Raw genomic sequence first — 19241 nt, forward strand, 5'->3', positions numbered from 1 at the left:
TATCAACATATCTGGCGTTGACTTTTGGCACGCTGTTGAGTTCTCAAGGAACGGTCGCTTCCTTTGTACTCACCCTCTCGGGCTTTCCTCCGGGCGTCCCTTCGGTCTTGCGTTTCCGACTCTATCAGGGTTTTTCCGACCCCCTGACCACCGTCCTGCAGGCATGCAGAAAGTGATCCAGAGATAGGATCTGACAAGTTGGATGCTGCCGGGCAAAGACGCTTGGTGTGCGTCACTCAGCCTCAAGCAGGAGTACGACTGTACACGGGGCCGCGGAGCGGGTGCAAATCGTTTGGGGTTATGGTCTAGACCACCAGACGGCTTGCTCATGCGGAACCGGTACTTCATATGACATACCCTGCTGAACAGTGCGCCGTCCGGTACAGGCAGTGACGGCCCATCTAGATCTCCACCCCTGGGAGGCTTCCCATGACCACCGTGACGTCCCCGCTCGCCGGACGCGCCATCGGACTGGCCGCAGTGCCGGATCCGGTCTTCTCCGGGGCCATGGTCGGCCCGGGTACAGCGATCGACCCCGTCCGCGAGCCATCCGAGGCCGTATCCCCGGTGGACGGAGTCATCGTTTCCCTTCACCCGCACGCGTTCGTAGTAGTGAACGAGGAGGGCCACGGAGTCCTCACTCACCTCGGCATCGACACCGTGCAGCTCAACGGCGAGGGCTTCGTGCTGCTCGTGAACAAGGGCGACACCGTCACCCGTGGTCAGGGCGTGGTGCGCTGGAACCCGGCCGCCGTCGAGGCCGCCGGAAAGTCCCCGGTGTGCCCGATCGTCGCTCTCGAGGCCACCGCCGAGGCTCTTGCCGATCTCCGTGACGAGGGCGATGTGAAGGCCGGCGACAGCCTCTTCCTCTGGAAGTGACGCCGGTGCCGTCCCGTGACGGCACGTAGGGACAACCACCGCGGCGGCGGGACCCGCCGCACTAACGGAGACGGGTGAGATGGAGACAACGCTGCGAGGCGTCGGCGTGAGCCACGGTGTGGCGATCGGCGAGGTTCGGCACATGGGCACGGCGGTCCTCGAACCGCCGGCCAAGCAGATCCCGGCACAGGACGCGGAGCGTGAACAGGGGCGCGCCCGCAAGGCCGTGGAGGCTGTGGCTGCCGACCTGATGGCGCGCGGCAATCTGGCCGGGGGCGAAGCCCAGGCGGTTCTCGAGGCCCAGGCGATGATGGCCCAGGATCCCGAGCTGATGGTGGACGTCGAGCGCCGTATCGCCGTCGGCAGCACCGCGGAGCGGGCGGTGTACGACGCCTTCGCCGCCTACCGCGAGCTGCTGGCGAGTGCCGGTGAGTACCTGGCGGGTCGGGTGGCCGACCTCGATGACGTGCGGAATCGTATCGTCGCCCGTCTCCTCGGGGTGCCGATGCCAGGCGTCCCGGACAGCGACGAGCCTTACGTCCTGGTGGCCCGGGACCTCGCGCCGGCCGACACGGCGCTGCTGGACCCGACCCTGGTGCTCGGCTTCGTCACCGAGGAGGGCGGCCCGACCAGCCACAGCGCGATCCTGGCGCGTGCTCTCGGTGTACCGGCCGTCGTGGCACTCCCCGGTGTCGGTGAGCTCGCCGAAGGCACGATGATCGCCGTCGACGGCAGCACCGGCGAGATCTTCGTGAACCCGAGCGAGGAGAAGAAGGGGCAGCTCGAAGCGGCAGCCGCCGAGCGCAAGGCCGCACTGGCGGCCTCGACCGGTCCCGGGGCCACGGCCGACGGTCACAAGGTGCCGCTGCTGGCGAACGTCGGTGGCCCGTCGGACGTGCCGGCCGCGGTCGAGGCCGGTGCCGAGGGTGTCGGTCTGTTCCGTACCGAGTTCCTCTTCCTCGACGACAGCAAGAACGCTCCGTCGGAGGAGAAGCAGGTCGAGGCCTACCGTCAGGTGCTCGAGGCCTTCCCCGAGGGCCGTGTCGTCGTACGGGTACTGGACGCGGGCGCGGACAAGCCGCTGGACTTCCTCACTCCGGCCGACGAGCCGAACCCGGCGCTGGGTGTGCGCGGTCTGCGCACGCTGCTCGACCACCCGGAGATCCTGCGCACCCAGCTGACGGCGCTCGCCAAGGCGGTCGAGGGCCTGCCGGTCTACCTCGAGGTGATGGCCCCGATGGTGGCCGACCGCGCCGACGCCAGGGCGTTCGCGGACGCCTGCCGTGCGGCCGGGCTCCAGGCGAAGTTCGGCGCGATGGTGGAGATTCCGTCGGCGGCGCTGCGGGCTCGCTCGATCCTCCAGGAGGTCGAGTTCCTGTCCCTGGGCACCAATGACCTCGCCCAGTACACATTCGCCGCCGACCGTCAGGTGGGCGCGGTGTCCCGTCTGCAGGACCCGTGGCAGCCGGCGCTGCTGGACCTGGTGGCGCTGTCCGCGGAGGCGGCGAAGGCGGAGGGCAAGAGCTGTGGCGTCTGCGGTGAGGCCGCGTCCGACCCGCTGCTCGCGTGTGTGCTGACCGGTCTGGGTGTTACCTCCCTCTCCATGGGTGCGGCGTCGATTCCTTATGTACGGGCGACCCTCGCCAAGTACACGCTGGCGCAGTGCGAGCGGGCCGCGGCGGCCGCGCGGGCGACGGACAGCGCCGAGGAGGCGCGCAGCGCGGCGCAGGCCGTGCTGTCCGGCGAGTAGTCGGTCGCTGGGCGCTGTCGCCTGGCCGTAGAGGGGCGCTCCACCTTCGGGTGGGGCGCCCCTCCCCCGTTCAGTGGGTGTGTCCGGAGGCCGTTCCCGTCTCTCCCAGGTCCGGCGGGACGGTGTAGTCGACGTCTGACTCCGGGGAGATGAGTTCGCCGGACTCGACGTCGGTGCAGTAGGCGTCGAAGACCTCCCCTGCGGTCAAGGGTTCGAGGCCGTCTCCGCGCAGGCGCCAGCCGTAGATGGTGTCGGTGGTGCCGGGTGTGCTGGTGCGCATGACGAGTCCGCCTGGGCTCTGGGTGGCGATGCCGAGGGCCAGGACCGTGGTGAATTCGAGGGCTTCGGCCTCGTCGAGTTCTGTGGTGCCGCTCGTGTCCTCGTCGGCGCGGAGGGTGGAGACCAGGGGTTCTGGTGTGCCGGAGACGCTGCAGACGAGATGCCGGTGGCCGTGGCGCGCGGTTTCGAGGATGCGGACCAGCAGTGACGAGGCCCGGGCGAAGGCGGCGCGGCCGATGTCCTCGCCGCAGGTGGCGCAGGCACCCATGCGAGCCAGGAGGGTGGAGGCGTACTCCCAGGTGGCCTGGCGGACGGCCTCGTCGATGAGGTCCGGGACGAGGTCGGTCAGGGGCCGGCCGTCGTAGGGGAGGCTGGGGCCGGTGGTCGCGAGTTCGGCGGTGAAGCGGGTGCGGGTGGAGGGGATGTCCGGGTCCAGGCCGGTGTCCGTGCAGAATTCGGCGTATTCGAGTGGGTCGAAGAGGGCCACTGTGGTGTGGCTGCCCTGAGAGGCTCGTGTTTTGAGGAGGGCCTCGACCTGTTCGAGATAGGTCGTGTGGTCGTCGAAGGCGAAGCTGCGATAGCGCCGCATGGCGCGGAAGTCGTGTTCGTCGGTGAGCAGGCCGATGGTGCCGGCGATTTCCCGGCGCAGGACGCGTCGCATGGTCTGGTGGTCGGTGTGCGCCATGTTTCCCCCTGTGTGTGCACGGTCGATCTATGCTCACTTACAGTAATCGGCGGCACTGACAATGGCTCTGGCCTCGGACTTTGCCGTCTTGGCGGCGTCCGAGGCCAGGTTGCCGGGGCTGTTGCGGAGGGCTCAGGCGCGCTTGCGGGCGAGGTCCTCGTAGAAGTGCAGGAGGTCGAGGTTGTCGATCGAGCCCGGGTTGACGGCCTTGTCCAGGGGGGTGCCCTGGAGGAGGCGCTTGACGGGTACCTCGATGCGCTTGCCGGTGAGGGTGTGCGGGACGCCCGGTACCTCGATGACCTCGTCGGGGACGTGACGCGGGGAGAGTTGTTCCCGGATGGTCTGCTTGATGCGGTTCAGCAGGGCCTCGTCGAGGACGGCTCCGGGAGCCAGGTGGACGAAGAGCGGCATCCAGTAGCCGCCGTCGGGCTGTTCGATGCCCACGACGAGGGATTCCTTGATCTCGGGGAGCCGCTCGACGGCTTCGTAGATGTCGGCGGAACCCATGCGGACGCCCTGGCGGTTGAGCGTGGAGTCGGAGCGGCCGTGGATGACGACCGAGCCGCGTGAGGTGACGGTGATCCAGTCTCCGTGGCGCCAGACGCCGGGGTAGGTGTCGAAGTAGCTGCCGTGGTAGCGGCTGCCGTCGGGGTCGTTCCAGAAGTGGATCGGCATGGACGGCATCGGGTTGGTGACGACGAGCTCGCCGACCTCGTCGATGAGGGGCTTGCCGATCGGGTCCCAGGACTGCAGGTCGGTGCCGAGGCCGGCGGCCTGGAGCTCTCCGATGTGCACGGGCACGGTCGGCACGGCTCCCGCGAAGCAGGAGCAGACGTCGGTGCCGCCGCTGACGGAGGCGATCCAGAGGTTCTCGCGGACCTCGTCGTGCAGCCAGCGGAAGCCGTCGGGCGGCAGGGGTGAGCCGGTCGTGGCGACGCACTGCACCGTGGAGAGGTCGAAGTCGCGTCCCGGGTGGACGTCCGCCTTGCGGCAGGCCATGACGTAGGCGGCGGAGGTGCCGTAGAGGGTGGCGCCGGTGCGTTCGGCGATGCGCCACTGGGCGCCGGTGTCGGGGTAGCCGGGGCTGCCGTCGTAGAGGACGATCGTGGTGCCGGTGAGGAGGCCGGAGACGAGGAAGTTCCACATCATCCAGCCGGTCGAGGTGTACCAGAAGAAGGTGTCCTCGGGGCCGAGGTCGCAGTGCAGGCCGAGTTGCTTGAGGTGCTCGACGAGGATGCCGCCCTGCGACTGGACGATGGCCTTGGGCAGGCCGGTGGTGCCGGAGGAGTAGAGCACCCACAGGGGGTGGTCGAAGGGCACCTGCTCGAAGACGGGCTCGGTGTCGGCGCCGGTGAGGGAGGACCATTCCAGGGCGCCATCTGGGGCCTCGGTGCCGAGGAGCGGGATGTGGACGACGGCGCGCAGGGTGGGCAGTTCGCGGCGCAGCTCGGTGACGGTGGCGCGGCGGTCGTGCTCCTTGCCGCCGTAGCGGTAGCCGTCCACGGTGAACAGGACGACCGGTTCGACCTGCTGGAAGCGGTCGAGGACGCTGCGGGCGCCGAAGTCGGGGGCGCAGGAGGTCCAGACGCCGCCCACGGCGGCCGTGGCGAGGAGGGCGACGACGGCCTGGGGGATGTTCGGGAGGTAGCCGCTGACGCGGTCGCCGGGGCGTACGCCGAGCGCACGCAGTTCCGCGGCGAGGGAGCCGACCTGGCGGCGGAGCTCGGCCCAGGTCACCGGGCTCGGTTCGTGGGTCTCGTCGACGTGGAGGAGAGCGGGTTCGGCCGCGCGGGTGGCGGCGGCGCGCAGGGCGTGCTCGGCGTAGTTGAGGGTCGCTCCGGGGAACCACTGGGCGCCGGGCATCGCGCGGCTGCCGAGCACGCGCGTGGGGGGCGTCGAGAACCGTACGTCGAACCATTCGGTGACCGCTTGCCAGAACGTGTCCAGCTCGTCGACGGACCAGCGGTGCAGTGCCGCGTAGCCGCCTTCGGCCGGTGCTCCGTGGCGTTCCGCCGCCCAGGCCTGGAACTTCGTGACCTGCGCGTCGGCGATGCGGTGCGGATCCGGCTGCCAGAGCGGCTCGGGGTTCAGGGTCGACATGGGGCGGCTCCCGGACTGTGCGCGTGGTGTGCGTCGTCCGCGCACGAGCGGGGTGTGCGCGTGACGCGGCTGACACGGACGATGCCATGTGATCGACTCCCGCACCAGGGTGCCCGCCACATAGTCCGCGTCGTGAAGATGTGGTCCCGGCACGGGTGAACGGCAGTTGAACGACACACCCGGGTGGGGCCGCCAATGGCAGGCTGAGCAGCATGGACGGTCGTGACCTGGTGCGTTCGGTGAAGGTGGTCGGTTCTACGGGGGCGGCGCAAGGGTTGCGTGCCGTGCGGGCGGCGTGGCGCAGGCGGCGCGCGGACGCCGCGGGGCTGCCGCCCAAGGGGGCGGAACGCGCGCGCGTGCCCGGTCCCGTGCGCGATGTGGAGCCCGGCCCCGGCGGTGGGGTTCTCCGGTTCAGCAGGACGCGGCTGCGCGTCACGGTGACCGTGAACGGCGCCGTCTTCTGGGGCTGGGACGGGGCGGCGCCGGAGCCGTCGTACGCGCTTGCCGGGCGTTGTCCGGAGCCGGATCCCCGGGTCGTGCTGGAGCCGGACAAGGACGGCGGCTGGCGGGTGGTGGCCGAACGGGTGACGGTGGTGGTCTCGCGGCACGGCGCCGTGGAGGTGCGTACGCCGGGTGGCGTGACCCTGCGCCGGGATCTGCCGCCTCGGTGGTGGGAGCCGGTGGGGGGCGGGCCCGCGCGCTGGATGCAGCGCTCCGCAGTGGCCGCGGACGCGCGCTTCTTCGGGCTCGGCGGGCGGGCGTCGGGGCCCCGGCTGAGGGACGGGACGTACCGCCTGTGGAACACCGACCCCGGTCATGCCTTCGGGCCGGACGCGGATCCGCTGTACATCACGATGCCGGTGCAGATGGTGGTGGCCGACGCGGCCACGCATCTGGTGTTCCACGACACCTCGTGGGACGGCACGGTGACGCTGCGGGAGGGCGAGGAGGGGGCGGGTTCCGGACACGACAGGGCGGGGACCTGCGAGGTGCGCATGGAGGGCGGGCCGCTGCGCTGCTGGGTCATGGTGGGCACGCCCGCGCGCGTGCTGCTCACCTGGGCCTCGCTCACCGGGGCGCCGGCGCTGCCGCCCGCGTGGGCGCTCGGGCACCACCACGCGCGGTGGGGCTTCGGCAGTGAGCAGGAGGTGCGGCGGATCGTTTCGGGGTATCTGGAGCGCGGTCTGCCGCTGGACGCGGTGCATCTGGACATCGATCACTACGACGGCCATCGGGTCTTCACCGTCGACCAGGACCGCTTCCCCAAGCTGCCTCAGCTCGCGGAGGAGCTGCGACAGGACGGGGTCCGGCTGGTCTCGATCGTCGGCCCGGCGGTCAAGGCAGCTGCCGGCAACGTCGTCCACGACAGCGGAGCGGCGGTGGACGCGTTCGTGCGGGATGCCTCCGGCCGTCTCGTCGAGGGGGTCGCCTGGCCCGGGGAGGTGGTGTACCCGGACTTCACGCACGCGCGCGTGCGGCGGTGGTGGGGCGGGCTCTACGAGGAACGGCTGGCGCAGGGGTTCGCGGGGTTCTGGCACGACGTGAACGAACCCACGTCGTTCACCGCCTTCGGGGAGTCGACGTTGCCTCGCTCCGCCCGGCATTCCCTGGAGGGACGCGGCGGGGATCACCGCGAGGCGCACAACGTCTATGCCCTGTGCATGGCCAGGGCGGGGTACGAGGGGCTGCGCGAGCTGGCTCCCCGGGAGCGGCCGTTCGTCTTCTCCCGCTCCGGGTGGGCCGGTCTGCAGCGTTACGGCGGGACCTGGTCGGGGGATGTGGCGACGGGGTGGCCGGGGCTGCGCGTCTCGCTGTCGCTGGTGCTGGGGCTCGGGCTGTGCGGGGTGCCGTACTCGGGGCCGGATGTGGGCGGCTTCGACGGGAGCCCCTCGCCCGAGCTGTATCTGCGGTGGTTCCAGCTGGGCGCGTACCTGCCGCTGTTCCGTACGCATGCGAGTCCGCGGGCGGGGCGCCGGGAGCCGTGGGAGTTCGGCCCGGAGGTGTTGGGGCACGCGCGCGTGGCGCTGGTGGAGCGCAGGCGGCTGCTGCCGTACTTCCTGACGCTGGCGCATCTGGCCCGGCGTACCGGGGCGCCCTATGTGCGGCCGGTCTGGTGGGGCGCTCCCGAGGACCGGGCACTGCGTGACTGTGAGGACGCCTTCCTGCTGGGGGACTGTCTGCTGGTGGCGCCGGTGCTCGATCCGGGCACGGACCGGCGTGCGGTGCAGCTGCCGCGGGGGCGGTGGTACGACACGGTGACGGGGCGGGTGTACGAGGGTCCGGGTCAGGTGCTGGTCGACGCGCCGCTGTCCCGTATCCCGGTGCTCGCGCGCGCGGGTGCCGTGCTGCCCGTGCGGGGTGAGGACGGCGGGCTGGAGCTGGAGGTGTGGGCGCCTGCCCGGGGCAGGACCGGCGGCGGGCTGGTCGTGCCGGACGCGGGCGACGGCTGGGACGAACCGGAGATCGAGCGGTACGTCGCCCGCTGGGAGGGCCGGCAGGTGGTGGTGGAGCGGGAGGGTGACGACGGCGTGAGCGAGCCGCCCCATCCGGTGCGGATGCGGGGGCTCGCGCAGGCCTGAACTCAGATGTAGCGGCCCTCGAACCAGGCCCGTACCGCGACGGTGTGCAGGGGGAAGGCGAGCTCTTCCGGGCGGCGCAGGAGGTGCCAGCCCTCCGTCTCGTCCGTCTCGGCGGACGCCGGGAGGTTGTCGGCCGGGCGCTCCGGGAGGAGACCGAAGAGCAGCAGATGGCCGTCGGGCGAGCTCATCACGTCCACCAGCCGTACGTCGCGGGCGGCGGCGTCGATGCCGGTCTCCTCCTTGAGTTCGCGGACGAGGGCCTGCCGCCAGTCCTCGCAGTCGTCGAGGTAACCGCCGGGCAGTGCGATGCCCCCGCGCGCGGGGGCGACGGTTCGGGTGATGACGACCAGGGCGGTGCCCTTGGTGTCGTACACGGGCTGGAGCGCGACGGCGACCGGGAGCGGGTTGCGGTAGGCCACGGTGCCGCAGACCGGGCAGGTGCGGGGCCAGCCGGTGACGCCCTCTCCAAAGGGCGCTCCGCAGCTCGAACAGTGGGAGCCGGGCGCGGAGTTGGGGTTGGGATGTTGAGTTTCGGACACGCGGCGGACTGTATCCGATCACGGGAAGGACGTCTTCCGGGGGCGGGTGCCGCACAGTGGCGGGCGGACCGCTGCCCTTTCGCGGATGCCCGTGACACACTTCTGACGTTCCGTCAGATCTGCTTGCGGGGAGGGCCTTTGTCGCGTACACGTACGCCCGTGGTCGCCGGGTGGTTCGCCGGGGGCGGAGACGGCTTCCGGCTTCTCGGGACGCGCTGCTCCGCCTGCGCCTCGGTCTTCTTCCCCCGCGAGGACGTCCACTGCCGCAACCCCGGGTGCTGCGGGGGCGATCTGGAGGAGGTTCCGCTGTCCCGGCGGGGCCGGGTCTGGTCGTACACGGACAGCCGATATCGGCCACCGTCACCCTATGTGACCAATCCGGAACTTCCGTGGGAGCCGTACACGTTGATCGCTGTGGAACTGGCCGCCGAGCGGCTGGTGGTGCTGGGGCAGGCCGTTCCCGGGGTCACCGTCGGTGATCTCGCGGTGGGCATGGAGGTGGAGGTCGTGCCGGGCGTGCTCCATGAGGACGCGGAGGCCGTCTGGACGACCTGGCAGTGGCGGCCGACGAGGGGGCGGTGAGGACGTGACGGAGGATGTGGCGGTACTGGGGGTGGGCATGCACCCGTGGGGGAAGTGGGGGCGCGGCTTCGTCGAGTACGGGGCGGTGGCCGCTCGGGCCGCGCTGGCCGACGCGGGGGTGCACTGGCGGGACGTTCGGTCGATCGTCGGCGCGGACACCGTACGGGGCGGCTATCCGGGATACGTCTCAGGAGCCACCTTCGCGAAGGCCCTCGGCTGGCAGGGGGCCCGGGTCACCAGCGTGTACGCGGCTTGCGCGTCCGGGGCGCAGGCCATCGGCGCCGCGCGGGCGCAGATCCTGGCGGGCCTCGCCGAGACGGTGCTCGTGGTCGGGGCCGATGCCGCCCCCAAGGGCTTCTTCCGACCGGCGGGAGGGGATCGCCCCGACGATCCGGACTGGCTCCGCTTCCGGGTGCTCGGGGCGACGAATCCGACGTACTTCGGGCTGTACGCGCGCCGGCGCATGGCCGTGCACGGGGACACGCCCGAGGACTTCGCGCGGGTCAAGGTGAAGAACTCCGTCATGGGGGCGCTGAATCCGTACGCGCGTTATCGCAAGCGGGTCACACCGGAAGAGGTGGCCGCCTCCGCGACGGTCGCCGATCCGCTGCGGCTGCTGGACGTCTGCGCGACCTCGGACGGCGGGGCCGCACTGGTGCTGTCCAGCATGGAGTTCGCGCGGCGGCACGGCGTGGCGGAGCCGGTGCGGATCCGCGCCGTGTCCACGGTGACCCCGCGCTTCCCCAACACCGTGCTCGACCTGCCGGACATCGCGACGGACTCAGCGGTCGCGGTGGAGCCGGGCACGGAGTCGTTCCGGGCTTCGATCGCGGCCGCCGCCTACGAGGAGGCAGGCATCGGAGCCGAGGATCTCTCGCTCGCGGAGGTCTACGACCTGTCCACCGCACTGGAGTTGCAGTGGTACGAGGATCTGGGGCTGTGCGCCGAGGGCGAAGGCGCGAAGTTGCTGAGGGAAGGGGCGACAGGTCCGGGCGGGCGCATACCCGTGAACACCAGCGGCGGGCTCGCCTCTTTCGGCGAGGCCGTGCCTGCCCAGGCCGTGGCCCAAGTGTGCGAGCTGGTATGGCAGTTGCGGGGGGCCGCGGGCGACCGGCAGATCTCGGGCGCGCGCGTGGGCCTCTCGGCGAACCAAGGGCTGTTCGGGCACGGTTCGGCAGTGATCGCGGTGCGCTGACCCGGTCGGCGGCAGGGGCGTAGGCGGGAGGTTTCCACGCTCTGTGACCGTCCCGGAATGCTGCGTGAACGTCTCATGAACTGGGCTCGGGTGCGCGAAGGGAGGGCGATGATGCTGCCGTGCACTCCTGGTCGGATACGCTCCGCTTCGCCTTTCAGCCGGTGGTCAATCTGACGACCGGTGGAGTGGCGGGGCTGGAGGTCCTTGCCCGCCCGGAGACCGGCGACATCCTGGCCGAGGCCCGGCGGGACCCCGAACTCGACAGCGGCCTCGCCGTATCGGCGGTCCGGGCGGCGGCCCGCAAGGAGACCTTGCTGCCGCTGCACGTCAACGTCTTCGCCGGTACCCTCGCCGACCTCGGCGGACTGGCCCGACTGGCCGAGGCGGTCCGGGAAGTGGGGCGGATGCCCTGGGAGGTGACCCTCGACATCGTCCCGCCGTACACGCACGTGCCGCAGCAGGCGTTGCTGGAGGCGGTGGCCGCGGTGCGGGAGCAGGGCTTCCGGATCAGTGCGGACGGCGTCGGGGACGGTGACGTACCGCTGCGGCTGCTCGTCGATCTGGCGCCGGACCTGGTGAAGCTCGACGCGTCGCTGCTGGCTCGGTCGGCGGGCGTGCGCGCGATGCGGACCCTGTGCGACGCGCTGGGGGCGCTGCTGTGCGTGGAGGGCGTCGAGACCGAACTGCAGTGCGCGGCCGCGGTTTCGGCCGGCGCGCAGCTGGCGCAGGGCGAGCTGTTCGCGCCGCCCGCCCGGCTGCCCGCCGCGGACGTATACGTTCCGCCCCGCCGTCCCGGTGGCGGGGCGCCCCAGCCCTCGGGGCCGGTCGTCCGCGAGTTCGTCCGGCCCGCCGCGCTGCTGCCGGCCACCGCCTCGGCCGGCCAGGTGCGCACCCTGCTGACCGGGTCACCCGAGGTGTCCGGGGTGCTGCTCGTCGACACGCGCGGGGTGCCCGTGCGCTCGGTGCACCGCTCCCGCTTCCTGCTGTCGATGTCGGGGCGCTACGGCCATGCCCTGTACGCCGACCGGCCGGCGTCCAAGCTCGGTGATCCGCCACGGACGGTCGGCGTCGACGCCACCGTCTGGGAGGTGCTGGACGTCGTGGCGGTGGGCGACCGGGACCGTACCTCCGACGACGTGGCGGTCGTGGACCGGTACGGGCGGTGTGTGGGCGTCGTACGGCTCGCGGACCTCGTGCGGGCGCTGGCCGAGTCGCGGGTCGAGGAGGCGGCCGGGCTCAACCCGCTGACCCGGCTGCCCGGATCGGACGCGATCACCGGCGAGGTGGACCGACGGATCGCGGACGGGCGGACGTTCGCCCTGAGCTGGCTCGACGTCGACCACTTCAAACAGGTCAACGACGGAGCAGGGTTCGCCGCGGGCGACGAGCTGATCCGGGCCGTGGGGCGGACACTGCAGCACGCGGCGTCCGGCAGTACGCGCGTAGGCCACATCGGCGGCGACGACTTCCTGGTCCTCGCGGACCCGGAGGGCCTTGATCCGCTGGCCGCCACCGTGCTGGACGCCCCCTGGTCGGCGGGCGGGCGTCCCGTCACGCTCTCCCTGGCGACGGTCCTGTGCGCGCCGGGGAGCGTCCTGGACCACCGGCAGGCCGCCGCCTGTCTGGCCCCCCTGAAACAGGCCGCGAAGTCCTTGCAGGGGGCCAGCTGGGTGCTGGGCCGCGCGGGGCTGCCGGGTCATGAGATCCGGCGCGGGGCCGGAGCCGCGGTCGCGCAGGCGCAGTGGGCGGTCGTGGAGCCGGGCAGGGGCTGAATCCGGGCCCGGCGGTGCAGCTACGGCCGTACGGGCATGCCCTCAACGGTTCCCGTCCGCGACCTTGACGCCCTTCGGACACCGGTGAACACTTCCGGTGTCAGTCGACATCGCCGTACATTCACGGCGTACCAGGCACCGCGCCGTGCGGGCTCCGCCTGATCCAGCCACGACCATCCCCAGGGGCGATGCGACGACGACGGCACGCTCGTCACGGACGCCGGGCGGGGCGCGGGTCCTTCCCTGCCTTCGGCTGAAGTCGCCATGGGAAACGCACCCTGCACGGAGGAACGGGGTCGATCACCCCGGGCCAGGGCCTAGGAGCCGCCATGAGCAACGGAGACATCTTCCTCGGCGAGGTCATCGGAACCGCGATCCTGATCCTCTTCGGCGCCGGAGTCGTCGCCGCCGTCGTACTGAACGACTCCAAGGCCAAGGACGCCGGCTGGGTCGTCATCGCCTTCGGCTGGGGCTTCGGAGTGCTGGCCGGGGCGTACACGGCCGCGCCGCTGTCCGGCGGGCATCTGAACCCGGCGGTGACCTTGGGGATCGCCATCGACACCGGGGAATGGGACACGGTGCACCTCTACGTCGCGGGCCAGCTGGTCGGGGCGGTCCTCGGCGCGGTGCTGTGCTGGCTGGTCTACTACGCGCAGTTCCAGGCCAACGCGGAGGAGGACGAGGCACAGCCGACCCTCGGGATCTTCGCCACCGCGCCCGCGATCCGCCATCCCGTGGCGAACCTCATCACCGAGATCATCGCGACCGTCGGACTGGTGCTGCCCATCCTGGCGTTCGGGCTGACCGAAGGGCTCGGCCAGTCCGGTACGGCGATCCTGATCGTCGCCTTCCTGGTGGTCGGCATCGGTCTGTCGCTCGGCGGTCCCACCGGATACGCCATCAACCCGGCCCGCGACCTGGGCCCGCGGTTGACGCACGCCGTGCTGCCGATCCCCAACAAGGGCACCTCGGACTGGGGTTACGCGTGGATCCCGGTGGTGGGACCGCTGATCGGCGGGGCGCTGTCCGGGCTCATCTTCAACGCAGCCTTCTGAAGGAACCCACGAAGGGGACGTCATGACGGAGAAGTTCGTCGCCGCTATCGATCAGGGCACCACGTCCAGCCGCTGCATCATCTTCGACCGGAACGGCGCCATCGTCGCCGTCGACCAGCGCGAACACCGCCAGATCTTCCCCAAGCCGGGCTGGGTGGAGCACGATGCCACCGAGATCTGGTCCAAGGTGCAGGCAGTGGTCGCCGGGGCCATCGCCAAAGCGGGACTGCGCGCCGACCGGATCAGCGCCCTCGGCATCACCAACCAGCGCGAGACGACCGTCCTGTGGGACCGCTCGACGGGCAAGCCCGTGCACAACGCGATCGTCTGGCAGGACACCCGCACCTCCGCGCTGTGCCACCGGCTCGGCGGCCCGGACGGGCAGGACCGGTTCCGCGAACAGACCGGGCTGCCGCTGGCCAGTTACTTCTCCGGACCCAAGGCGGCCTGGCTGCTGGACAACGTGCCGGGGCTCCGGGCACGCGCCGAGCGCGGCGAGATCGCCTTCGGCACCATCGACTCCTGGCTGATCTGGAACCTCACGGGCGGCACGGACGGCGGTCGGCATGTCACCGACGTGACGAACGCCGGCCGCACCATGCTGATGAATCTGGAGACCCTCCAGTGGGACTCCTCGATCCTCTCCGCCATGAACGTCCCCGAGGCGGTACTGCCCGAGATCCGCTCCTCCGCCGAGGTGTACGGCACCGCCGTCGGCCATCTCGCCGGCGTGCCCGTCGCCTCCGCGCTCGGCGACCAGCAGGCGGCGGTCTTCGGGCAGGCCTGCTACGACGTGGGCACCGCGAAGAACACGTACGGCACGGGCAGCTTTCTGCTGCTCAACACCGGAAACCGGCCGGTGCCGTCGAAGAACGGCCTGCTGACGACGATGGGCTACAAGATCGGCGGGGAGGCGCCGGTGTACTGCCTGGAGGGGGCGATTGCCATAACGGGCGCGCTGGTCCAATGGTTCCGCGACCAGCTCGGCATCATCCGCTCCGCGGACGAGATCGAGTCGCTGGCGGCGAGCGTCGAGGACAACGGCGGCGCGTACATCGTGCCCGCCTTCTCCGGCCTGTTCGCGCCGTACTGGCGCTCCGACGCGCGCGGCGTGGTCACCGGGCTCACCCGGTACGTCACGAAGGCGCATCTCGCGCGCGCGGTGCTGGAGGCGACGAGCTGGCAGACGCGCGAGGTCGTGGACGCCATGTACCAGGACTCCGGGGTGCGGATCACCACCCTGAAGGTGGACGGCGGCATGACGCGGAACAACCTGCTCATGCAGCATCAGGCGGATGTGCTCGATGTGCCGGTGATCCGGCCCAAGGTGTCCGAGACGACCTGTCTGGGCGCCGCGTACGCGGCCGGGCTCGCGACCGGTGTGTGGAACGACCTCGACGAGCTGAAGGCCCACTGGCAGAGGGACGTCGAATGGACGCCGTCGATGGGCCCGGCGGTGCGGGACCGGGAGTACCGCAACTGGCGCAAGGCGGTGGAGAAGAGCTTCGGCTGGCTGGAGGACGGCGAGGAGTAGGCACGCGCGCGTGCGGCCTCCACGAGCCGCGGCCCGTACCCCGGTCGGCGGGGGTACGGGCCGTGCGCACGCGGGGTCAGGTGGTGACGGCCTGCCTGCGGTCCGCCGCGTGGGCCATGGCGTGCTGGACGACGCCGATGAGGACTTCCTTCACGGACTCCCGGTCGCGTGCGTCGCACAGCACGACGGGTACGTCCTCGTCGAGGTCGAGGGCCCGCTTGATGTCGTCGGCCGGGTAACGGGCGGACCCCTCGAAGCAGTTGACACCGACGAGGAAGGGTATGGAGCGCCGCTCGAAGTAGTCGACGGCGGCGAAGCAGTCCTCCAGGCGGCGTGTGTCGGCCAGCACGACGGCACCGAGCGCGCCCTCGGAGAGCTCGTCCCACATGAACCAGAACCGCTCCTGTCCGGGTGTCCCGAACAGGTACAGCACGAGGTCCTCGCGCAGGGTGATGCGGCCGAAGTCCATCGCCACGGTGGTGGTGTTCTTGCCCTCCACCCCGCGCGTGTCGTCGATGGGGCGGCCGGCCTCGGTGAGGAACTCCTCGGTGCGCAGCGGCCTGATCTCGCTGACCGCGCCGACCAGGGTGGTCTTGCCCACCCCGAAGCCGCCGGCCACCAGGATCTTGAGCGTGACGGGCTCGACCGGGGGCTTGCCGCGCTCAGAACGCCCGAAGATCATCGTTCTCTTCTCCTGCTTGATGGGGGGTCGGGCGGCGGTGTGCCGTAGCCTCCGCCGCCGGGGGTTTCGATGACGAGTACGTCGCCGGGACCGACGTCCGCCGCGTCGCTGCCGGCAAGTAGGGTGACCGTGCCGTCCGCCCGTTCCACGCGGTTGGCGCCGAGCGCGCCGGGGGCACCGCCCGCCAGACCGTACGGCGGGATTCTGCGGTGCTGGGAGAGCGTGGAGACGGTCATGGGCTCGAGAAAGCGGATCCGGCGCACGGCACCGTCCCCGCCGCGCCACCGTCCGGCCCCGCCGCTGCCGCGCCGGACGGCGAATTCGTCCAGGCGCACCGGCAGGCGCCATTCCAGGACCTCGGGGTCGGTGAGCCGCGAGTTGGTCATATGGGTCTGGACGACGGGCGCGCCGGGGAAGCCGTCGCCCGCACCGGATCCGGAGGCGACGGTCTCGTAGTACTGGTGGCGTGCGTTGCCGAAGGTGACGTTGTTCATGGTGCCGGAGCCCTCGGCCTGGACTCCGAGCGCCGCGTAGAGCGCGCCGGTGATCGCCTGGGACGTCTCCACGTTGCCCGCGACGACCGCGGCCGGCGGTTCGGGGGCGAGCATGGAGCCGGGCGGTACGACGATGCTCAGGGGCCGCAGGCAGCCGTCGTTGAGCGGGATGTCGTCGGCGACGAGGGTGCGGAAGACGTACAGGACAGCCGCGTCGACCACGGAGCCGGGGGCGTTGAAGTTGGTGGTCAGCTCCGGTGACGTGCCGCTGAAGTCGACGGTGGCGGAGCGGTTTTCGCGGTCCACGCGCACGTGGACGCGGATGACGGCGCCGGAGTCGGTCTCGTAGGCGGACTCGCCGTCGTCGAGGGCGTCGATGACACGGCGGACGGCCTCCTCTGCGTTGTCCTGGACGTGCCGCATGTAGGCCTGGACGACATCCAGGCCGAACTCCTCGATCATGCGGGCGACTTCGTCGGCTCCCTTGCGGTTGGCCGCGATCTGAGCGCGCAGGTCGGCGAGGTTGGTCTCGGGATTGCGGGACGGGTAGGGCGCCTCGGTGAGCAGGCGGAGGGTTTCCTCCTCGCGGAAGCGGCCGCCCTCGGCGAGCAGCCAGTTGTCGAAGAGGATGCCCTCCTCCTCGATGGTGCGGCTGTTCGCGGGCATGGAGCCCGGGGCGATACCGCCGATCTCGGCGTGGTGGCCGCGGGAGGCGACGTAGAAGAGGATCCGTTCACCCTGCGTGTCGAAGACCGGGGTGATCACGGTGACGTCGGGCAGGTGGGTGCCGCCGTGGTACGGGTCGTTGACCGCGTAGGTGTCGCCGGGTCGCATCGAGTCGCCGCGGCGCCGGAGGACCTCCTTGACGCTGGTGCCCATCGAACCCAGGTGGACGGGGATGTGCGGGGCGTTGGCCACCAGGTTTCCGTCGGGGTCGAAGAGGGCGCAGGAGAAGTCCAGGCGCTCCTTGATGTTGACGGACTGGGCGGTGGACTCCAGGCGGGCGCCCATCTGTTCGGCGATCGACATGAAGAGGTTGTTGAAGACCTCCAGCAGAACGGGATCCGCTTTCGTGTCGAGATCGGAACTCTCCGTAATCGCCGTGCGTTCCATGACCAGATGCCCGTCGCCGGTCGTCGCGGCCCGCCAGCCGTCGTCGACGACGGTCGTCGCGCCGGCCTCGGTGATGATCGCGGGGCCGGTGACGGACTCGCCGGGAGGAAGGTCCTCGCGGCGGTGGAGGGGTACGTCGCGCCAGGCGCCGCCCGTGTGGAGGCGGACGGTGCCGGGGGCGGAGGCGCGGCCCTGGTGGGTGGCCAGGGTGGAGAGATCGGGGGGTTGGGTGATGCCGGTGGCTTCGACGGAGAGGGCTTCGACGACGATCGGGCGGTCGAGGGTGAAGGAGTACGTGGCGCGATGACGTTCTTCGAAGGCGTGGCGCATGGCGTCGGGCTCGGTGAGCTCGACGGTGAGGGTGGTGTCGGTGCCGTCGTAGCGGAGCTGTGCGCGGCGGGTGACCCGTACGCGGTCCTCGGGGACGTCTTCGGCGAGGAGTTCGGCGCGGGCGGCGGCTTCCAGGTCGTCGGCGGTCTTGCGGACGCCGGGCATCGAGGCCGCTTCGAGGGGGGCTTCGACGGACTGTTCGCGCATGGCGGTGGTGTCGGCGAGGCCGATGCCGAGCGCGGACAGGACACCGGCCATGGGCGGGACGAGGACGGTGCGGATGCCGAGCGAGCCGGCGACCGCGCAGGCGTGCTGGCCGCCCGCACCACCGAAGGTGGTGAGGGCGTAGCGGGTGACGTCGTGGCCCTTCTGCACGGAGATCCGCTTGACCGCGTTGGCGATGTTGGAGACGGCGATCCGCAGATAGCCCTCGGCGACCTGCTCGGGGGTGCGGTCGTCGCCGGTCCGCTCCCTGATCTCGCGCGCGAGGGCGGCGAACCGGTCGCGGACGAGGTCCGCGTCGAGCGGCTGGTCGCCGTCCGGGCCGAACACCGGCGGGAAGTGGGCCGGGGGGATACGGCCGAGCATGACATTGGCGTCCGTGACGGTGAGCGGGCCGCCGCCGCGGTAGCAGGCGGGGCCGGGGTCCGCGCCCGCCGAGTCGGGTCCCACCCGGTAGCGGGAGCCGTCGAAGTGGAGGACGGAGCCACCGCCCGCCGCCACGGTGTGGATGTCGAGCATGGGGGCGCGCAGCCGGACACCGGCGATCCGGGTGGTGAAGACGCGTTCGTACTCGCCCGCGAAGTGCGACACGTCGGTGGAGGTGCCGCCCATGTCGAAACCGATGACCCGGTCGAAGCCGGCCAGCTGCGACATGCGGGCCATGCCGACGATGCCGCCGGCGGGGCCGGAGAGGATGGCGTCCTTCCCGCGGAACTGCCCTGCCTCGGCGAGGCCGCCGTTGGACTGCATGAACATCAGCCGCACCCCGTGGAGTGCGTCGGCGACATGCCTGACGTAGCGGCGCAGTACGGGCGAGAGGTAGGCGTCGACCACGGCGGTGTCCCCGCGCGGGACGAGCTTCATCAGCGGGCTGACCTCACTGGACAGCGAGATCTGGGGGAAGCCGGTCCGGGCGGCGAGCTGTCCGACGGCCTGTTCGTGGACCGGGTGGAGGTGGCTGTGCATGCACACCACGGCGACGGCGCGGATCCCGTCGTCGTAGGCCCGGCGCAGCGGCCCGGCGAGGGCTTCGAGGTCGGGGGCGCGCAGGACGGTGCCGTCGGCGGCGATGCGCTCGTCGACCTCGACGACCCGCTCGTACAGCAGCTCGGGGAGTTCGATGCGGCGGGCGAAGATGCGCGGGCGGTCCTGGTAGGCGATGCGCAGGGCGTCGCGGAAGCCGCGGGTGACGATCAGGAGGGTGCGTTCGCCCTTGCGTTCCAGGAGGGCGTTGGTGGCGACGGTGGTGCCCATCCGGACGGCCTCGACGGGCTCCGTCGAGCCGTTCATCAGCCGGTGTACGCCCTCCACGGCCGCGTCGGCGTAGTGTGCCGGGTTCTCCGAGAGCAGCTTGTGCGTCAGCAGGCGGCCGTCCGGTCGTCGCGCGACGATGTCGGTGAAGGTGCCGCCCCGGTCGACCCAGAACTGCCAGCCAGTCACGTCAGTACCCC

12 protein-coding genes and 1 pseudogene are annotated in these 19241 nt (G+C 71.2%); 8 read left to right on the top strand and 5 right to left on the bottom strand.

Going from position 1 to position 19241, the window contains the following annotated elements; genetic code table 11:
• The first annotated feature begins 429 nt into the window (after positions 1 to 429).
• Complete coding sequence (locus tag ACFYW5_RS31885; RefSeq protein WP_389420604.1) at positions 430 to 879, top strand: PTS glucose transporter subunit IIA; 450 nt, start codon at positions 430 to 432, stop codon at positions 877 to 879.
• A 79-nt stretch (positions 880 to 958) separates the two neighbouring features.
• On the top strand, positions 959 to 2629 hold the full coding sequence (ptsP, locus tag ACFYW5_RS31890) for a phosphoenolpyruvate--protein phosphotransferase (protein ID WP_389420605.1): 1671 nt from the start codon (positions 959 to 961) through the stop codon (positions 2627 to 2629).
• A 70-nt stretch (positions 2630 to 2699) separates the two neighbouring features.
• On the opposite strand, the gene ACFYW5_RS31895 is transcribed toward ptsP, so the two are convergent.
• On the bottom strand, positions 2700 to 3593 hold the full coding sequence (locus ACFYW5_RS31895; protein WP_389420606.1) for a hypothetical protein: 894 nt from the start codon (positions 3591 to 3593) through the stop codon (positions 2700 to 2702).
• 132 nt (positions 3594 to 3725) lie between these two features.
• Entirely contained in the window at positions 3726 to 5693 is a 1968-nt protein-coding gene (locus tag ACFYW5_RS31900) for an acetoacetate--CoA ligase (RefSeq protein WP_389420607.1), read from the bottom strand.
• Positions 5694 to 5905: 212 nt separating this feature from the next.
• Between ACFYW5_RS31900 and ACFYW5_RS31905 the strand changes: the two genes are divergently transcribed.
• Positions 5906 to 8272 carry a glycoside hydrolase family 31 protein gene (locus tag ACFYW5_RS31905; RefSeq protein ID WP_389420608.1) on the top strand — a complete coding sequence of 789 codons (2367 nt, stop codon included), beginning with the start codon at positions 5906 to 5908 and terminating at the stop codon, positions 8270 to 8272.
• A 2-nt stretch (positions 8273 to 8274) separates the two neighbouring features.
• Here the strand turns inward: ACFYW5_RS31905 and ACFYW5_RS31910 are convergent, their stop codons facing one another.
• On the bottom strand, positions 8275 to 8811 hold the full coding sequence (locus tag ACFYW5_RS31910; protein ID WP_389420609.1) for an NUDIX domain-containing protein: 537 nt from the start codon (positions 8809 to 8811) through the stop codon (positions 8275 to 8277).
• A gap of 159 nt (positions 8812 to 8970) precedes the next feature.
• Here ACFYW5_RS31910 and ACFYW5_RS31915 point away from each other — a divergent pair, with 159 nt between their 5' ends.
• From ACFYW5_RS31915 to glpK, 5 genes are all read left to right on the top strand, one after another.
• Entirely contained in the window at positions 8971 to 9393 is a 423-nt protein-coding gene (locus tag ACFYW5_RS31915) for a Zn-ribbon domain-containing OB-fold protein (RefSeq protein WP_389420699.1), read from the top strand.
• Positions 9394 to 9397: 4 nt separating this feature from the next.
• Positions 9398 to 10588, top strand: a complete 1191-nt coding sequence (locus ACFYW5_RS31920) for a lipid-transfer protein (RefSeq protein ID WP_389420610.1) — start codon at positions 9398 to 9400, stop codon at positions 10586 to 10588.
• 119 nt (positions 10589 to 10707) lie between these two features.
• Positions 10708 to 12360 (top strand): EAL domain-containing protein, encoded by a 1653-nt coding sequence (locus ACFYW5_RS31925; RefSeq protein ID WP_389420611.1) that lies wholly within the window; start codon positions 10708 to 10710, stop codon positions 12358 to 12360.
• Between the two features lie 329 nt (positions 12361 to 12689).
• Positions 12690 to 13415 carry an MIP/aquaporin family protein gene (locus tag ACFYW5_RS31930; protein ID WP_389420612.1) on the top strand — a complete coding sequence of 242 codons (726 nt, stop codon included), beginning with the start codon at positions 12690 to 12692 and terminating at the stop codon, positions 13413 to 13415.
• 22 nt (positions 13416 to 13437) lie between these two features.
• A complete protein-coding gene (gene glpK, locus ACFYW5_RS31935) occupies positions 13438 to 14949 on the top strand; it encodes a glycerol kinase GlpK (protein WP_389420613.1) in 1512 nt (503 codons plus the stop codon).
• Positions 14950 to 15025: 76 nt separating this feature from the next.
• On the opposite strand, the gene ACFYW5_RS31940 is transcribed toward glpK, so the two are convergent.
• Together ACFYW5_RS31940 and ACFYW5_RS31945 are read right to left on the bottom strand one after the other, a co-directional pair.
• Positions 15026 to 15631: an ATP/GTP-binding protein gene (locus ACFYW5_RS31940; protein WP_389420614.1), complete on the bottom strand. Its 606-nt coding sequence runs from the start codon at positions 15629 to 15631 to the stop codon at positions 15026 to 15028.
• Positions 15612 to 19230, bottom strand: a pseudogene (locus ACFYW5_RS31945) (hydantoinase B/oxoprolinase family protein). The gene ACFYW5_RS31940 and the pseudogene ACFYW5_RS31945 overlap by 20 nt, the downstream one beginning before the upstream one ends.
• Between the last annotated feature and the right edge of the window lie 11 nt (positions 19231 to 19241).

Source organism: Streptomyces sp. NPDC002779, assembly GCF_042888685.1.
In the GTDB taxonomy this organism is placed as follows: domain Bacteria; phylum Actinomycetota; class Actinomycetes; order Streptomycetales; family Streptomycetaceae; genus Streptomyces.